Origin of the sequence: Streptomyces sp. NPDC052236 (genome assembly GCF_044548015.1) — a bacterium.
In the GTDB taxonomy this organism is placed as follows: Bacteria; Actinomycetota; Actinomycetes; order Streptomycetales; family Streptomycetaceae; genus Streptomyces.
Map to the genome: position 1 here is coordinate 18517 of NZ_JBIUBL010000023.1, position 15532 is coordinate 34048.

At 69.2% G+C, this 15532-nt stretch carries 11 protein-coding genes; 6 read left to right on the top strand and 5 right to left on the bottom strand.

What is annotated here, in order from left to right:
* Nucleotides 1–14 precede the first annotated feature (14 nt).
* Entirely contained in the window at nucleotides 15–1484 is a 1470-nt protein-coding gene (locus tag ACIHCQ_RS31155) for an amino acid permease (protein ID WP_399669725.1), read from the bottom strand.
* 374 nt (nucleotides 1485–1858) lie between these two features.
* A complete protein-coding gene (locus ACIHCQ_RS31160; RefSeq protein ID WP_399669728.1) occupies nucleotides 1859–3514 on the bottom strand; it encodes a PucR family transcriptional regulator in 1656 nt (551 codons plus the stop codon).
* 190 nt (nucleotides 3515–3704) lie between these two features.
* Here ACIHCQ_RS31160 and ACIHCQ_RS31165 point away from each other — a divergent pair, with 190 nt between their 5' ends.
* The 5 genes from ACIHCQ_RS31165 to ACIHCQ_RS31185 all read left to right on the top strand — a co-directional run bounded on the left by ACIHCQ_RS31165 (nucleotide 3705) and on the right by ACIHCQ_RS31185 (nucleotide 10500).
* A complete protein-coding gene (locus ACIHCQ_RS31165) occupies nucleotides 3705–5579 on the top strand; it encodes a rhamnogalacturonan lyase (protein WP_399669731.1) in 1875 nt (624 codons plus the stop codon).
* Between the two features lie 205 nt (nucleotides 5580–5784).
* Entirely contained in the window at nucleotides 5785–7134 is a 1350-nt protein-coding gene (locus ACIHCQ_RS31170) for an extracellular solute-binding protein (RefSeq protein WP_399669733.1), read from the top strand.
* Complete coding sequence (locus ACIHCQ_RS31175) at nucleotides 7131–8081, top strand: carbohydrate ABC transporter permease (RefSeq protein WP_399669736.1); 951 nt, start codon at nucleotides 7131–7133, stop codon at nucleotides 8079–8081. Before ACIHCQ_RS31170 ends, ACIHCQ_RS31175 begins: the two co-directional genes overlap by 4 nt.
* Nucleotides 8078–8944, top strand: coding sequence for a carbohydrate ABC transporter permease (locus tag ACIHCQ_RS31180; protein WP_399669739.1), 867 nt, complete (start codon nucleotides 8078–8080; stop codon nucleotides 8942–8944). Before ACIHCQ_RS31175 ends, ACIHCQ_RS31180 begins: the two co-directional genes overlap by 4 nt.
* Before the next feature lie 47 nt (nucleotides 8945–8991).
* Complete coding sequence (locus ACIHCQ_RS31185) at nucleotides 8992–10500, top strand: alpha-N-arabinofuranosidase (protein ID WP_399669742.1); 1509 nt, start codon at nucleotides 8992–8994, stop codon at nucleotides 10498–10500.
* A gap of 52 nt (nucleotides 10501–10552) precedes the next feature.
* Here the strand turns inward: ACIHCQ_RS31185 and ACIHCQ_RS31190 are convergent, their stop codons facing one another.
* Genes ACIHCQ_RS31190 through ACIHCQ_RS31200 form a run of 3 tightly spaced genes read right to left on the bottom strand, consistent with a single transcriptional unit; the run spans nucleotide 10553 to nucleotide 14226 of the window.
* A complete protein-coding gene (locus ACIHCQ_RS31190) occupies nucleotides 10553–11317 on the bottom strand; it encodes an enoyl-CoA hydratase-related protein (RefSeq protein WP_399669745.1) in 765 nt (254 codons plus the stop codon).
* A 12-nt stretch (nucleotides 11318–11329) separates the two neighbouring features.
* Nucleotides 11330–12649, bottom strand: a complete 1320-nt coding sequence (locus ACIHCQ_RS31195; protein ID WP_399669748.1) for a hypothetical protein — start codon at nucleotides 12647–12649, stop codon at nucleotides 11330–11332.
* The gene (locus ACIHCQ_RS31200) at nucleotides 12646–14226 is read right to left on the bottom strand and encodes an amino acid adenylation domain-containing protein (RefSeq protein ID WP_399669751.1); all 1581 of its coding nucleotides are present in this window, start codon (nucleotides 14224–14226) and stop codon (nucleotides 12646–12648) included. The genes ACIHCQ_RS31195 and ACIHCQ_RS31200 overlap by 4 nt, the downstream gene beginning before the upstream one ends.
* Nucleotides 14227–14620: 394 nt before the next feature.
* Here ACIHCQ_RS31200 and ACIHCQ_RS31205 point away from each other — a divergent pair, with 394 nt between their 5' ends.
* Nucleotides 14621–15532 carry an arabinan endo-1,5-alpha-L-arabinosidase gene (locus tag ACIHCQ_RS31205; RefSeq protein WP_399670076.1) on the top strand — a complete coding sequence of 304 codons (912 nt, stop codon included), beginning with the start codon at nucleotides 14621–14623 and terminating at the stop codon, nucleotides 15530–15532.

A 15532-nucleotide genomic window follows, 5' to 3' on the forward strand; every position in this document is an offset into this window, starting at 1 on the left:
GCTGAAAGCGGCGGCTACCGGAGGCTGCCCGCCTTGTCCTTGGTGTTCGAGCCGATCCGGTTCCGTATCAGCGCGACCGCCACCACCAGCGCGGCGAGGAGCACCGACAGCAGCACCTGGGTCCGTCCGCCGCCGTCGCTGTCGTCGGTGAGCATGTAACCGAGTACGAACGTGATCACCGCGATCGTCGCCCACGTCAGGTACGGGAACAGCCACATCCGGACGACGAGCTTTTCGGGGTCCTCGCGGAGGATGATTCCGCGCATCTTCAGCTGCGAGAAGCAGATGACGAGCCATACGAAGAGCGCGATGGCACCCGAGGAGTTCAGCAGGAACCGGAAGACCGTGTCCGGCCACAGGTAGTTGAAGCCGACCGCGACAAAGCCGAAGACGACGGAGACCAGGATCGCGGCCTGCGGGACGCCCCGGGCGTTGGTCCGTGCGAAGGACTGGGGCGCGTCGGCGCGGCGGCCGAGGGAGAAGGCCATCCTGGAAGCGGTGTACAGGCCGGAATTGAGGCACGAGAGGACCGCGGTGAGGACGACCACGTTCATGATCTCCCCCGCGTGCGGGATGCCGATCGAGTCGAGGGCCGCGACGTACGAGCCCTTCTCCGCGATCGCGGGATCATTCCACGGCAGCAGGCAGACCACGACGAGGATCGAGCCGAGGTAGAAGACGCCGACCCGCCAGATGACGCTGTTGGTGGCCTTGGCGACCGCGCGCCGCGGGTTCTCGGACTCGGCGGCGGCGAGGGTGACGATCTCGCTGCCCATGAAGGAGAAGACGACCAGCAGCACGCCGGTGAGGATCGCGCTCGGCCCGTTCGGCAGGAAGCCGCCCGCGTCGGTCAGATGCGCGAAGCCCGCACCGGGGTTGTCCGAGCCGGGCAGCACCCCCAGGACGGCCAATCCGCCGATGACGATGAACCCGGCGATGGCGACGACCTTGATGCCCGCGAACCAGAACTCGAACTCACCGAAGGAACCGACGGAGGCAAGGTTCGTGGCGGTGAGTACGACCATCACGATCAGCGCCCAGCCCCACTGCGGGACGGCGGGCATCCAGCCTTCGAGGATGACGGCGCCGGCGGTCGCCTCGACGGCGAGCACCACGACCCAGAAGAACCAGTAGAGCCAGCCGATGGAGAACCCGGCCCAGCGGCCGAGCGCCCGGTCCGCGTAGGCGGAGAAGGAGCCGGAGCTCGGGTTGGCGGCGGCCATCTCGCCGAGCATCCGCATCACGAAGACGACCATCGCGCCGACCAGGGCGTACGACAGCAGGATGCCGGGACCGGCGGCGGTGATGCCGGAGGCGGAACCCACGAAGAGACCGGCGCCGATGACTCCGCCGATGGCGATCATGGACAGGTGGCGGTTCTTGAGCCCCGCCTGCAGGCCTGACTGTTCGGGAGACTGAGTGTCCGACGAGGGAGACGGGGGAGGGGAGGGAGAGACCACGGGGCTAGGGGGACGTGTAGTCATCTGGACATCCAATGAGTGGGTGGGCGGTCATGCGCGGGGGTGCCTGCTCGAATCGCCCCGGTGCGGGCGGGGCGGGCGGGCGGCCGAGCAGGCGGGCAGGTCACAGACGGTGATGAGGGCCCTGAATCAATGCCACGGGCCGCGCTGCGCGGACCGCGGATTTCGGTCACCGGCGGCGGTGCCGACACCGGTGACGCAGCGGTTACGGCGCGTCCGCGCCTCGCGCTTCCTCCTCGTGAGAGGTGAGCGGCACCGCTTGAGAGGGGATTCGAGCAGCGTATTGGGCAAGTGGGGGCTGCATGCTTGTGCAGCTCGACAAAATGCGTGCGCAATGGCTGTCCGGCTCGCCAATGCCGGTGCCGGCCGGCGCAGGCTCAGGTGGCGGGCGGTCGCTCCAGCCGCAGCTGGAGCATGGCCAGCAACCGCTGCTCGGGACGGGTCAGATCGAGGCCCGTCAGCTCCTCGGTCCTGCGAATCCGGTAGCGCAGTGTGTTGGGGTGTACGTGCAGCCGGGCGGCTGCCGCCCGTACGTCGCCGAAGGCGTCCAGGTAGGCCAGGACGGATTCGGCGAGCTGTCCCTGGTTCCCGCTGTCGTGCTCGACCAGGGCGGTCAGCCGTGAGTCCCGTATCTCGGGGTGGGCGGAGAGCAGCGTCAGCAGTTCGCTGACCAGCACTTCCGCCTGGACATCGGCCAGCCCCGCGACCGTCGTCGCGGCACCGGCACCGAACCCCACGCCGACGCTCGCCATCGCGTCGAGGATGCGGTCCGCTTCCCGGCGCGACTCGGGGACCTCCGCGAGCCCCGGCACGACGCAGCCGACCGAGCCGCGCAGCGACAGGCCCAGGTGGCGGTGGGCGGCGTCGGCGATCTCCTGCCCCCAGCCGCGCAGTATGGCGAGGTCGATGCTGGGCGGCAGCTGCGGCAGCAGCGCGTATATACGGGCATCGACCCGGGTGACCAGGGCGCTGCGGTGATGGGCGGCCGTGTGTACCGAGATCAGGTTGGTGATCTCGGTGCGGGTCAGCTCCGGTGTGGTGACTTCGGCCGCCTCGTACGAGAAGCCCAGGACAGCCGCCGGGCGTGCCGTGTCCAGCCCCAGGTGGTCGGCCAGCGGCTGCGGACTGGCGCTGCCCTCCAGGAGTCCGGCCAGCAGCGTCCACGTCAGCGTCACGTCCGGGGAGAGCTCCCGGCGACGGCGTACGAGATGGAGCGCGGCCACCCGGGCGGCGCCCAGCATCGCCTGCTCCGAGCGTTCGGTCAGCGGCGACGAACTCTCCTGCACCCAGATCGTGCCCAGTTGGCGGTTGCCCGACCGGATGGCCACCGCGAGGCGGCGGCGGATCCCCAGCTCGGGGTGGCTGTCGATGCCGACCACCTCGTCGGAGGCGTGCAGCCGCTGGAAGACACCCCACTTGCGCAGGGTCGCCAGGTACGCCTCCGGGCCCTGCCAGCCCAGGATGGACAGCCGCCGCAGGTCGTCCACCTCGTCGGAGTCCGTGGAGCGGGAGTAGGCCAGCACCCGGTTGGCGGTGTCCTCGATGGAGACGATGCCGCCGGTGAGGACGGCCGTGGTCTGGGCCAGCGAGAAGAGGTCGCCCTCCGCGGGCCCCTCGCCGGGGTGGCCGGGCGGGGCGTTGTCGATGGCCGCGCGGGCGAGGGCGTCCACCTGCTCCCAGCGCGCCTCGCTGCGTACGGAGAGGAGCGCGACCCCCGCCTCGGCGGCGGTCGCGCTGAGGGCGGCGGCCTGGCCGGGAGCGTCCAGCTTGACCGCGACGGCGGCGGCTCCGTCGCGCCCGCCCGCACGCAGCGCGGGGAACGCGGCGCGGCCACGGGCCCCGATGGCGAGAACCAGCTCGCCCGGACGGGCCACCGGCGGGTCCTCGGGGTCGAGCAGGGCGACGCTGCTGATCTGGACGTCCAGTCCGGCGGGAGCGGTCTGCAACTCGACCAGCGGTTCACCCAGGGACATCAGCAGCTGGCGCAGGCTGATGGAGCCGGTGGGCTGGGATGCCGCGGCGTCTGGATCCATGATCGGCACCTTTGCTGGGTCGTGTGCTGATGCTATCCGCCATCACTGTCACGCCCCGCTGCCGCCGCTCGGACGCTGCCGCCGCTCGGAGGCCCTGGAGCCCGACGCCGGGCGGGATAACGCGGCAACCCTTCCGTGCGCGGCGGCGACTGACCGTACGCAACCCGCACGCACCTCTCCTGGAGGAACAATGCAGCATCCGCTTCATCCCCCCACGCGCCGACGCGGCCCCACGCGGGTACTTCTCACCGCCGTCGTCGCCGGAGCGCTCGCCGCCACCGGGCTCACCACGCTGGCCGGGACCTCGTCCGCCGCGGCCGCCGCGACCGCCCGCCAGGTCGAGAAGCTGGACCGCGGAGTCGTCAGTGTCCACACCGGCAGCGGCAACCTCGTCACCTGGCGCTGGCTCGGCACCGACCCGGACAATGTGTCCTTCAACGTCTACCGGGCCGGTACGAAGGTCAACGCGTCGCCCGTCACCGGCTCCACGAACTACTTCCACTCCGGCGCGCCGAACTCGGCCGACTACACGATCCGGGCGATCGTGAACGGCGTCGAGCAGGCCGACTCCGTCCACGCGGTCCAGTTCCGCACCGGCTACAAGGACGTGCCGATCACCCCGCCCGCCGGCGGCTCCGGCTTCACCTACGAGGCGAACGACGCGTCCGTCGGCGACCTCGACGGCGACGGTGCCCTCGAATTCGTCCTCAAGTGGCAGCCCACCAACGCCAAGGACAACTCGCAGTCCGGCGTGACCGGCAACACCATCATCGACGCGGTCAAACTCGACGGCACCCGCATGTGGCGCGTCGACCTGGGGCGCAACATCCGCTCGGGCGCGCACTACACGCAGTTCCAGGTGTACGACTACGACGGCGACGGCAAGGCCGAGGTCGCCATGAAGACCGCCGACGGCACTGTCGACGGCACGGGCAAGGTGATCGGCAACGCCTCGGCCGACCACCGCAACTCGGCCGGGTACATCCTGACCGGACCCGAGTACCAGACCATGTTCAACGGTCAGACGGGCGCGGCGATGGGCACGGTCGACTATGTCCCGGCGCGCGGCACCGTCTCCTCGTGGGGCGACAACTACGGCAACCGCGTGGACCGCTTCCTCGCCGGAACCGCCTACCTGGACGGCGCGCGCCCCTCGCTGATCATGGCGCGCGGCTACTACACCCGTACGGTCATCGCCGCCTGGGACTGGCGCAACGGCCAGTTCACGCGCCGCTGGACGTTCGACACCAACTCGTCGACGAACACGGGCAAGGGCTACGACGGCCAGGGCAACCACAGCCTCTCGATCGCCGACGTGGACGCCGACGGCAAGGACGAGATCGTCTACGGCGGCATGACCGTGGACGACAACGGCAACGGCCTGTGGACCACCAAGCTGAACCACGGAGACGCCGGACATGTCGGCGACCTCAACCCCTCCCGCTCGGGCCTGGAGTACTTCAAGGTGTCCGAGGACAGCTCCAAGCCCGGCTCCTGGATGGCCGACGCGCGCACCGGCCAGATCCTGTGGCAGACCGCCTCCGGCAGCGACAACGGCCGCGGCGTCTCCGCCGACATCTACGCGGGCTCGGCCGGCGCCGAATCCTGGTCCGCGGCCGACACCACACTGCGCTCGGCCACCGGAGGCTCACTCGGCCGCGAGCCGTCCAGCATCAACTTCCTGAGCTGGTGGGACGGCGACACGACCCGCGAACTGCTCGATGCCACCCGTATCGACAAATACGGCACAGGCGGCGAAACCCGCCTGCTGACCGGAGCGTCCGTCGCCTCGAACAACGGCACCAAGTCGACCCCGGCGCTCTCCGGTGACATCCTCGGCGACTGGCGCGAGGAGGTCGTCTGGCGGACCTCGGACAACCGGGCCCTGAGGATCTACTCGTCCCCGAACGAGACGAGCACGAAGATCACCACGCTGCTCCACGACACCATGTACCGCACGGGTCTCGCCTGGCAGAACACGGCCTACAACCAGCCGCCGCACCCGAGCTTCTTCATCGGCAACGGCATGGCGACCGCGCCCCGTCCCACCGTCTTCACTCCCTGACCAACCTGACCAACTTGTGTGTGTGGGGCGGGTTTCCGCCCCACACGCTGTTCGTCATCTCGAACGACATCCGGAATCCCGGTGGATGTCTGCGTGAACCGTTGACGTGTGAAACGATCCACTTTACGGTCCCGTTCGAGGTCACGAGCGCCATTCGAAATCTCGGACAACGGGAGGTGGGGACGCCTCCGTGAAAAGGGCCGCCATGTCACCAACCCTGCCCGGCCGCCGTTCTGTGCTCGGCGGACTGGGAGCGCTGGCCGTAGCGGGCAGCTTCGGTCTCGCCGCCACCGGCCGCAGCGCCTCCGCCATCGCCTCGGACGCGGACGTACGAGTCCGCTACTGGAATCTGTTCAGCGGCGGCGACGGCATCAACATGATCACGACGCTGGACGCCTTCCGTAAAGCGAACCCCGGCGTCGCGGTGAAGGACTCCACCCTCCGCTGGGGCAATCCGTACTACACCAAGCTCGCCATGGCAGCCTCCGGCGACCGCGCGCCGGACCTCGGCGTGATGCACCTCGGCCGGATCGCGGGCTTCGCGCCCGGCCGCCTCCTCGACCCGTTCGATGTGGAACTCCTCGGCCGGTACGGCGTACGGGAGAAGGACTTCAACCCGGCGCTGTGGCAGCGCGGCATGATCGACGGGAAGCTGTACGGGCTGCCGCTCGACATCCACGCGCAACTCAGCTTCTACCGCCGCGATGTGTGCGAGAAGGCCGGGCTGACCGGGGACGACGGCAAACTCGTCCCGATCTCCTCCACCACCGAGTGGTTCGACGCGCTGAAGGCCGCGAAGAAAGTGGTCAAGCCGGGCCTCCAGACCCTCGGCCTGCACGCCAACGACCAGAACTTCGCCTGGTGGTTCTTCCTCTCCTTCTACACACAGCTCGGCGGCGGGTACTTCGACCCCGCCCTCACGGACGTCACCTTCGACGAGGACAAGGCCACCGAGGTCCTGGAGTTCCTGCGCAAGCACGTCACCGACGGCTATGTCACCGCGGGCGCGGCCGACGCCGAGTCCTTCGTCAACGGCAGCGCCTTCGTCTGGGAGGGCAACTGGTCCGTGCCCGTCTTCTCCGGCCCGAAGCTGGATTACGGAGCCACCCCGCTGCCCGCCGTCTTCGGCAAACCCGCCACCCACGCCGAGTCGCACGCCTTCGTCCTGCCGCACCAGGCGAGCCGCGGCGGCCCCGCCAACGAGGGCGCGCACCAACTGGCCGCGTACATCGTGCGGAACGCGGTGGAGTGGGCCAGGGGCGGCCATATCCCCGCCTACCTGCCGACCCTGAGCAGCTCGGAGTACCGGGCGCTCCAGCCGCAGGCCGAGTACGTCTCCGCGATGGACCATATGGCGCTCGAACCATCCGCGTGGTTCGCCGGATCCGCGGGCACCCTCGCCCAGCGCATCGGCCCCGCCGTCGTCTCGTCCAACCTCGGCTCCGCGAAACCCGACGCGGTGGCCCGCCGGATGCGCCAGGTCCTGGAACGGCTCCTGGAGATGAAGAACCCCATGGAAGGCAAAGCCGTGTCCGAGGGAGGTTCCGCGCTATGACGACATCTACGGAGACACTCGCCGCGCCCGCTGTCGTACGCCCCCTCTCGGCACCCCGCGACGAGACCACGCGCGAGCGCCTCGGCCGGATGGTGCAGCACGGCGGCTGGTTCGTCGCACCCTTCCTGCTGCTGTACGGACTGTTTGTGCTGGTCCCCGTAGTGCGCGGACTGTGGCTGAGTTTCACCGACGCCAATATCTCCGCGAACGACGCCAGTTTCGTTGGCTTCGACAACTACCGCGAGGTGCTCGACGACACGCTGTTCTGGGACTCCCTGGGCCACAGCGCGTACTTCACACTCCTCGTGGTGCCCTGCATTGTGGTCGTCGCCTTCCTGATGGCCATGCTCGCCCACCACATCGAGCGCGCCAAATGGCTGTGGCGGCTGTGCTTCTTCGCGCCCTTCCTGCTGCCGTCCGCCGTCGTCGGCGACCTGTGGCGGTGGCTGTTCCAGCAGGCGTTCGGGCTGGTCAACCACACCTTCGGCCTGGAGACACCCTGGCTCGCCCAGAAGTCGACCGCCATGATCGCCGTCGTCATCGCCACTCTGTGGTGGACGGTCGGCTTCAGTTTCCTGCTCTATCTGGCCGCGCTGCAGAACATCCCGCAGCATCTGTACGAAGCCGCGTCGCTCGACGGCGCCAACGCCTGGCACCGCATGCTGCACATCACCGTGCCGATGCTGCGCAATATCACCGGCCTGATCGTGGCCCTGCAGATCCTCGCCTCGCTCCAGGTCTTCGACCAGGTCGCGGTGATGTACGAGTTCGGCCCGGGGCCGGAGGAATCCACCAGAACCCTGGTGCAGTACACGCTGGAACAGGGCTTCACCAGCTACCGGGTGGGATACGCCTCCGCGATCTCCATGGTCTTCTTCCTGATCATCGCGGTCGTCGCCCTGGGCCGGATGTGGTTGCTGCGCAAGCGTGAGGAGGGCGTGCGATGACAACACGTACTACCACTACTACGGTCACTACGGTCCGGTCGAAGTGGACCCTCAGCCAGGTCGTGCTCACCGCGCTCGGCGTCGCCGTGTCCGCGCTGTGGATGGCCCCGCTGCTGTGGTCACTGTCGACCTCGCTCAAATCCGAGACGGAGGCGGTTACCGCCCCCGTCCACTGGATACCGGACGCGGTGACGATCCAGGCCTGGCGGAACGTCTTCGACGCCGGGAACATCCCCAACTGGTTCGTGAACTCGCTCATTGTGTCCGTGTGTGTCACCGCGGTGGTGCTGGTGGTGAGCGCGCTCGCGGGCTATGGCTTCGCCCGTACCGAATTCCGCGGCAAGGGCGTGCTGCTCGGGCTCGTGATGGCCGGGTTGATGATCTCGCCCGCGGTGCTCGGCGTGCCGCTGTTCACCACCGTCCAGTCCCTGGGGATGGTCGACACCTACTGGGGCATGATCCTTCCGCAGTGCGCGCCGGCCGCGATGGTCTACATCCTCTACAAGTTCTTCCAGTCCATCCCGCGGGAGCTGGAGGAGGCCGCGTTCATCGACGGCGCGGGCCGCTGGCGGGTGTTCTTCACCATTGTGGTGCCGCTGTCGCTGCCCTCCCTCTCCGCGGTCGGCATCTTCACCTTCATCGCGTCCTGGAACAACTTCCTGTGGCCGTACATGGTGACCAACAACCCGGACCTGATGACCATGCCGAACGGCATCGCCACCGTGATGAACTCCTTCGGTATCCAGTGGTCCCAGATGATGGCGGGCGGTCTGATCGCGGGCCTGCCCCTGATCATCGTGTTCATCTTCTTCCAGCGGCAGATCGTCAGCGGCGTGGCCCATACGGGCCTGGCAGGCCAGTGACGCGCACAAACCGGAGTTCTCCCGAACCCCTTCTCCGAAAGGCCGGCATGTCCCGCACCGCCCGCTTCACCCTCGACCCCGCCTTCGCCGTCGGAGACGTCGACCCCCGGCTCTTCGGCTCCTTCGTCGAGCACCTCGGCCGCTGTGTCTACACCGGCGTGTACGAGCCGGGGCACCCGACGGCCGACGAGGCGGGCCTGCGCGGCGACGTACTCGCCCTCGTCCGCGAACTCGGCGTGACAGCCGTGCGCTACCCCGGTGGCAACTTCGTCTCCGGCTACAAGTGGGAGGACTCCGTCGGCCCGGCGGACGAGCGGCCCCGCCGCCTCGACCTGGCCTGGCGCTCCACCGAGAGCAACCGCTTCGGGCTCAGCGAGTACATCGACTTCCTGAAGAAGATCGGCCCGCAGGCCGAGCCGATGATGGCGATCAACCTCGGGACCCGGGGCGTGGCCGAGGCCCTGGACCTCCAGGAGTACGCCAACTACCCCTCCGGCACGGCTCTTTCGGACCTGCGCGTCGCCCACGGCGACAAGGACCCGTTCAACATCCGCCTGTGGTGCCTGGGCAACGAGATGGACGGGCCCTGGCAGACCGGCCACAAGACGGCCGAGGAGTACGGACGGCTCGCCGCCGAGACCGCCCGCGCGATGCGCCAGCTCGACCCGTCCGTCGAGCTCGTCGCCTGCGGTTCCTCCGGGCAGTCCATGGACACCTTCGCCGCCTGGGAGGCCACGGTCCTCGCCGAGACGTACGACCTGGTCGACTACATCTCCCTGCACGCGTACTACGAGGAGCTCGACGGCGACCGCGACTCCTTCCTCGCCTCCGCCGTCGACACGGAGTCCTTCATCGAGAACGTCGTCGCCACCTGCGACCACGTCGGTGCCCGCCTCAAGTCCACGAAGAAGATCAACCTCTCCTTCGACGAGTGGAACGTCTGGTACCAGAGCAGGCCCAACCCGCACCCGACCGAGGACTGGCAGGAGGCGCCGCGCCTGCTGGAGGACGTCTACTCGGTCACCGACGCCGTTGTCTTCGGCTCCCTGCTGATCGCGCTGCTGCGCCACGCGGACCGGGTGACCGTGGCCTGCCTCGCGCAGCTCGTCAACGTCATCGCGCCGATCCTGACGGAGCCGGGCGGCCCGGCGTGGAAGCAGACGACATTCTTCCCCTTCGCGCAGGCCTCGCGGTACGGGCGGGGGCGGGTCCTGGACGTACGGGTGGACTCACCGACGTACGAGACACAGAAGTACGGCGAGGTGGCGCTGGTGCAGGCCACGGCGGTACGCGACCCCGAGACGGGCGCGGTCACGGTCTTCGCGGTCAACCGCAGCCAGCGCGAGGCGCTGCCCCTCGAAGTGGCGGTGCACGGGCTGGATGTGACGACGGTGGTGGAGCACACCGCACTGGCCGACGCCGACCCGGAGGCGCGCAACACCCTGGAGCAGCCGGAGCGGGTCGCCCCGCACGAGGTTCCGGGGACGACGCTCAAGGGCTCCGTCGTGAGCGCGACGCTGGAGCCGCTGTCCTGGAATGTGATCCGGCTGGGCTGAAAAGCCTCGCGCTGAGGGGACGGGCCGGTGCGAAGGCCCGCCCCCCGGCGCGTCAGCGGCCGGTGAACCGGGGCGGGCGCTTCTCCAGGAAGGCGCGCATGCCCTCGCTCTGGTCCTCGGTGGCGAACAGGGCATGGAAGACGCGGCGTTCGAAGAGGATGCCGTCGCGCAGTCCGGTTTCGAGCGCGCGGTCCACTGCCTCACGGGCCGCCGTCACCGCCGCCCGGCCGTAGGAGGCGATGGCCGTGGCCGCCTCGGTCGCCTCGTCGAGCACCCGGTCGTCCGGCACCACCCGGGAGACCAGTCCGGAGCGCTCGGCCTCGGCCGCGTCCATGGTGCGGCCGGTGAGGACGAGGTCCATGGCCTTGGCCTTGCCGACCAGCCGGGTGAGCCGCTGGGTGCCGCCAATGCCGGGGATCACGCCGAGTTTGATCTCCGGCTGCCCGAAGACGGCCGACTCGCCCGCGATGATGAAATCGCACATCATCGCCAGCTCGCAGCCGCCGCCCAGGGCGTAGCCGCTGACGGCCGCGATCTTCGGGGTACGCAGGGCGGCGAACTCCTCCCAGCCCGCGAAGTAGTCCTCGTCGGCCATCTCGGTGGCGCTCTTGGCCGCCATCTCCTTGATATCGGCTCCGGCCGCGAAGACCTTGTCGGAGCCGGTGACGACGAAGCAGCCGACGCCGGGGTCCCGGTCCAACGGCCGTAGTACGTCGAGGAGTTCGGTCATCAGGTCGCGGCTGAGCGCGTTGAGCACGGCGGGGCGGTGCAGTCGTACGGTGACCACCCGGCCGTTTCGTTCGATCTTCAGATTCATCGGCAGACCTTCCTACGAGTCCCAGATCGCGCCGTACGCGGGGATGCCTCGGCGTTCCAGGCCGTGCACCACCTGCCAGGTGAGCTTCTTGTTGGAGATGCAGATGACGGCCTCGGCTTCGAAGTCCCGGTAGGCGGCGTGGGCGAGGCGCACCATGTCGGGTTTGCCGTGCACAGAGGTGTCCCAGACCAGCGCGTCCGGCTGGACCGCGAGGATCTCCTCCATGAGCTCGTGCCCGTACGTCGCGTACGGGTCGCGCGTCGCCCACACCAGCCGCGACGGCACCTCGGCGGCCAGCAGATGCGGCAGACACGGTCCGATGCCGCTGCCGGTGGCGACGTAGATCACCTTGGTGAAGAGCGTCTCGATATTGGCGACACCCGCCGTGGTGATGCCCTTGACCCACACCCGCGACGGGGCGTCGTCGATGAAGGAGCCCGTCCAGTCGCCCGCCCGCGAGATGGTGAGCCGGAAACCGGGCAGGCCGGGGGAGGGCACATTGGCGAAGGAGTGCCACTCCTTGAGCGGGCTACGGCTGATGGCCGTGGAGGATCCGGCGAACGGCGTCACGCCGTGGTCGAAGCGGGCCAGCGCCACGTGCGACGAGGGCCGTTCGATATGTACGTCGACCTTGCGCAGCCGCAGCCAGGGCAGGGCGACGCTGAAGGTGACGAGCGCGAGGATCCAGATCCCGGGCTCTCCCGGGCCGCGCGCCAGCAGCAGGGTGTGCGCCCAGAACAGCAGCAGCGCCGTCCAGCCCCCGAAACGGTGGATCTTCTCGAAGTGGTCGTGGAAACGGGACCGGAACGGGGGCAGCGCGGTCGCCACGATGAACGCGAGCAGCGTGATGAGCGCGTACGAGACGGTGAGCAGCCCGGCGGTCCTGTGCCCGCCGTCGCCTGCCGTCAGCGCCACCGTCAGGGCGAGGAACCAGAGCGTCCCCGACAGGGCGCCGCCCATGTGCAGGCCGCCGAAGTGGTACACCTTCCCCAGCGTCCAGCGCACCTTCAGCGGCCAGCTGACCGGAGCCCAAGTCGCCAGCCGGAAGAAGACGTTGATGACGTACTGCTGGCGTACGAAGACGGCGAGCGCGAGGTTCACGAGCGCGGCGTGGCCGAGGGTGCGGGCGCCGGGCAGGCCTCCGGTGTGGGACGCGAAGGCGAGGAAGGCCAGGTTGGCGGCGATGACGCAGGCCACGAGACGGTTGTAGTGCATGAACCGGGGGTGCTTGAGGACCCGTCGGGGCCAGGAGGTGAGGGGAGGCAGCTCCACGTCGTCGCCGTGCCGCGCGTCGGGCGCGGAGGTGGAACGCACGGGTGTCGAGGATGTCATCGCGCCGCCCCCGCTGCCCCGACCCTGGTGTCGATCTCCGCCGCCAGCCGCAGCAGCGCCCTCGCGTCGATCTTGCCGCGGTCGGTCTCGGGCAGGGCCGCGAGCGGCACCACGGCGGCGGGCACGCAGTAGTACGGCAGTGCGTCGGCGACCGCGCGGCGGGCCGCCTCGGGGTCCACGTCCTGGGGGCAGACGAAGGAGACGAGGCTGCGCGCGTCGCGCCTGAGCGTGGCCGCGCGGGCGCAGCCGGGCAGCGACTCCAGGACCGCCGAGACCGAGCGCGGCTCGACCCGGAAGCCGCGTATCTTCACCTGGTCGTCGGTCCTGCCGAGGTGTTCGAGTTCGCCGTCCGCGGTCCAGCGGCCGAGGTCACGTGTGCGGAACATCCGGCTGCCGCCGCCCAGGAAGGGATCCGGGGCGTACCGCTCATCGGTCAGCGCGAGGTTGCCCAGGTACCCGGCGGAGACGCAGTCGCCGCCCGCCCACATCTCGCCGCGTTCGCCGATGGGGACGGGTCGGCGGTGCTCGTCGAGGACGTAGACGGTGTTGTTGGGAGTCGGGCGGCCGATGGTGAGCAGAGCCGCGTCGGGGCGGTGCAGCCGCATCGTATTGACGATGGTGGTCTCGGTCGGACCGCAGCAGTTGTAGAAGTCGCACGTCTGGGACCACAGATCGGCCAGCGCTCGCGGGCACGGCTCACCCGCGACGGCCACGGTCCGCACCTGAGGGCAGGCCGCCGAATCGATCCCGGACAGCACAGTCGGCGTGGCGATCACCACGTCCGCCCGCCGCACGGCCTCGGCGACGTCCTTGCCACGGATGACAAGGGTGCCGCCGCCCGCCAGGCAGCCCAGGATCTCCCAGGCGGCCATGTCGAAGGCGATGTTGAGGATCTGCGCCACCCGCTGCCCGGGCCCGATGCCCAGACTTCCGGGTGCCGTCAGCAGGATGTTGCAGACATTGCGGTGGGTGACGGTGACGCCGTTGGGGGCGCCGGTGGTGCCGGAGGTGAACAGGACATAGCAGCCGTCGTCCGGCGCCACCTCGCGTGCCAGTGTGTACGAGGGCGGTGCGGGTGGGGAGTACGCGTCGTCCATGAGGTCGATCGCGATGCGCACGTGCCCTTCGGGGAGCGGCACCCGGTCCTGATGTTGTGCCTGGGTGAGGATCACCCGGGTCCCGGCGGTGCGGATGACATGGCGCAGCTGGGCGGCCGGGGTGAGGCCGATGTCCTGCGGGACGTAGGCCGCGCCCACCTTGAGGGTGGCGAGGAGCCCGACGACCATCGGGATCGACCGGCGTACGAACAGGCCGACGCGGTCCCCGGGCCGTACGCCCTCGCGGACGAGCCGGGCGGCGAGCAGCCCGGCCCAGTGGTCGAGCCGGCCGTACGTGATGGTCGCGCCCTGGTGCTCGGCGGCGGTCGCGTACGGGGTGGCCGCGGCCCAGTGCTCGAACGCTTCGTGGATGAGGGAGTACGGCACACAGGCGGCGGGGCCCTGGCCGAATTCCTGGAAGAGCCTGCGGTCACGGGGAGTGAGCAGCGAGGCGTGGGGGGTGAGAGTGAGCGGACGCATGTACAGGAGACCTCCTGGCTGTTTCGCATGACGGACCGGGAAATGCATCAGTCGCTGTGCCGAACGCCGTGCGGTCTTTCAGGAGCGTGACTTTAGTCCGTGTGCTTCAACTCTCAACTAGGCCTCTTCGGCCAAGAACTGAGGTGAATTCAGTCAGATGTGACGCCGGGAGTCTCAGCGGCAACGTACGCGAGGGCGGTGGCGACTGTATCTGGGAGAGTCGCGCCCCGGCATACCACCGGCATACCGCCGACTCCCCGGCAAACCCCCGCAAGCACCGAACCCCACATCCCCACACCCCCCACCACGCAAGGAGACCCGAGTGAGCCGCACTTTCCTCTCCCCCCGACGCACAGCATTACTCGCCCTGCCCGCCGCCGTCCTGCTCGCCCTGATGCCGACAACGGCCTCCGCCTACCCCAACCCCGGACGCGTCACCGGCGACATCGTCGTCCACGACCCGACCATGATCCGCACCTCGTCGGGTCAGTACCTGCTCTACTCGACCGGCGACGGGATGCAACTGCGCACCTCCGCCGACCGGACCGCCTTCGGCCGCAACGGCTCCGCCTTCCCCACCCGTCCGGGCTGGTGGCGGAACTACTCATCCACCTCGGACGTGTGGGCCCCGGACATCTCGTACCACGGCGGCAAGTACCTGATGTACTACTCCGTCTCCTCCTTCGGCTCCAGCGTCTCCGCGATCGGACTCGCGACCTCCACGACCGGACAGCCGGGCAGCTGGACCGACCAAGGCGCCGTGTACACGTCCAACGCCTCCAGCGACTACAACGCCATCGACCCCAACCTCTTCGTCGACAGCGACGGCAAGCGGTGGCTGTCCTTCGGCTCCTGGTGGACCGGGATCAAGCTGATCCGGATCGAACCATCGACGGGGAAGCAGTACGCGGGCGACACCGCGCGCCGCTCGCTCGCCTCCCGCCCCACCGGGACCAAGGCGGTCGAAGCCCCGTACATCGTCAAGCGGAACGGGTACTACTACCTCTTCGCCTCGTACGACACGTGCTGTGCCGGGACCAGCTCCACATACAAGATCAAGGTCGGCCGTGCCACGAGCGTCACCGGGCCGTACTACGACAAGAACGGCGTCAGCATGCTCAACAACGGCGGCACACCCGTCATGGAGAGCAACGGGCGCTACATCGGCCCCGGCGGTCAGTCGATCATGGCGGACAGCGACGGCGACCTGCTCGTCTACCACTACTACGACGGCCAGGCCAATGGCACGCCCAAGCTCGGCGTCAACCTGCTGAACTGGAGCAGCGGCTGGCCCGTCGCGTACTGA

Bases quoted from the DNA above. Each gene is read 5' to 3' on its own strand.
- ACIHCQ_RS31155 (WP_399669725.1), bottom strand. From the start codon at position 1,484: ATGACTACACGTCCCCCTAGCCCCGTGGTCTCTCCCTCCCCTCCCCCG.
- ACIHCQ_RS31160 (WP_399669728.1), bottom strand. From the start codon at position 3,514: ATGGATCCAGACGCCGCGGCATCCCAGCCCACCGGCTCCATCAGCCTG.
- ACIHCQ_RS31165 (WP_399669731.1), top strand. From the start codon at position 3,705: ATGCAGCATCCGCTTCATCCCCCCACGCGCCGACGCGGCCCCACGCGG.
- ACIHCQ_RS31170 (WP_399669733.1), top strand. From the start codon at position 5,785: ATGTCACCAACCCTGCCCGGCCGCCGTTCTGTGCTCGGCGGACTGGGA.
- ACIHCQ_RS31175 (WP_399669736.1), top strand. From the start codon at position 7,131: ATGACGACATCTACGGAGACACTCGCCGCGCCCGCTGTCGTACGCCCC.
- ACIHCQ_RS31180 (WP_399669739.1), top strand. From the start codon at position 8,078: ATGACAACACGTACTACCACTACTACGGTCACTACGGTCCGGTCGAAG.
- ACIHCQ_RS31185 (WP_399669742.1), top strand. From the start codon at position 8,992: ATGTCCCGCACCGCCCGCTTCACCCTCGACCCCGCCTTCGCCGTCGGA.
- ACIHCQ_RS31190 (WP_399669745.1), bottom strand. From the start codon at position 11,317: ATGAATCTGAAGATCGAACGAAACGGCCGGGTGGTCACCGTACGACTG.
- ACIHCQ_RS31195 (WP_399669748.1), bottom strand. From the start codon at position 12,649: ATGACATCCTCGACACCCGTGCGTTCCACCTCCGCGCCCGACGCGCGG.
- ACIHCQ_RS31200 (WP_399669751.1), bottom strand. From the start codon at position 14,226: ATGCGTCCGCTCACTCTCACCCCCCACGCCTCGCTGCTCACTCCCCGT.
- ACIHCQ_RS31205 (WP_399670076.1), top strand. From the start codon at position 14,621: ATGCCGACAACGGCCTCCGCCTACCCCAACCCCGGACGCGTCACCGGC.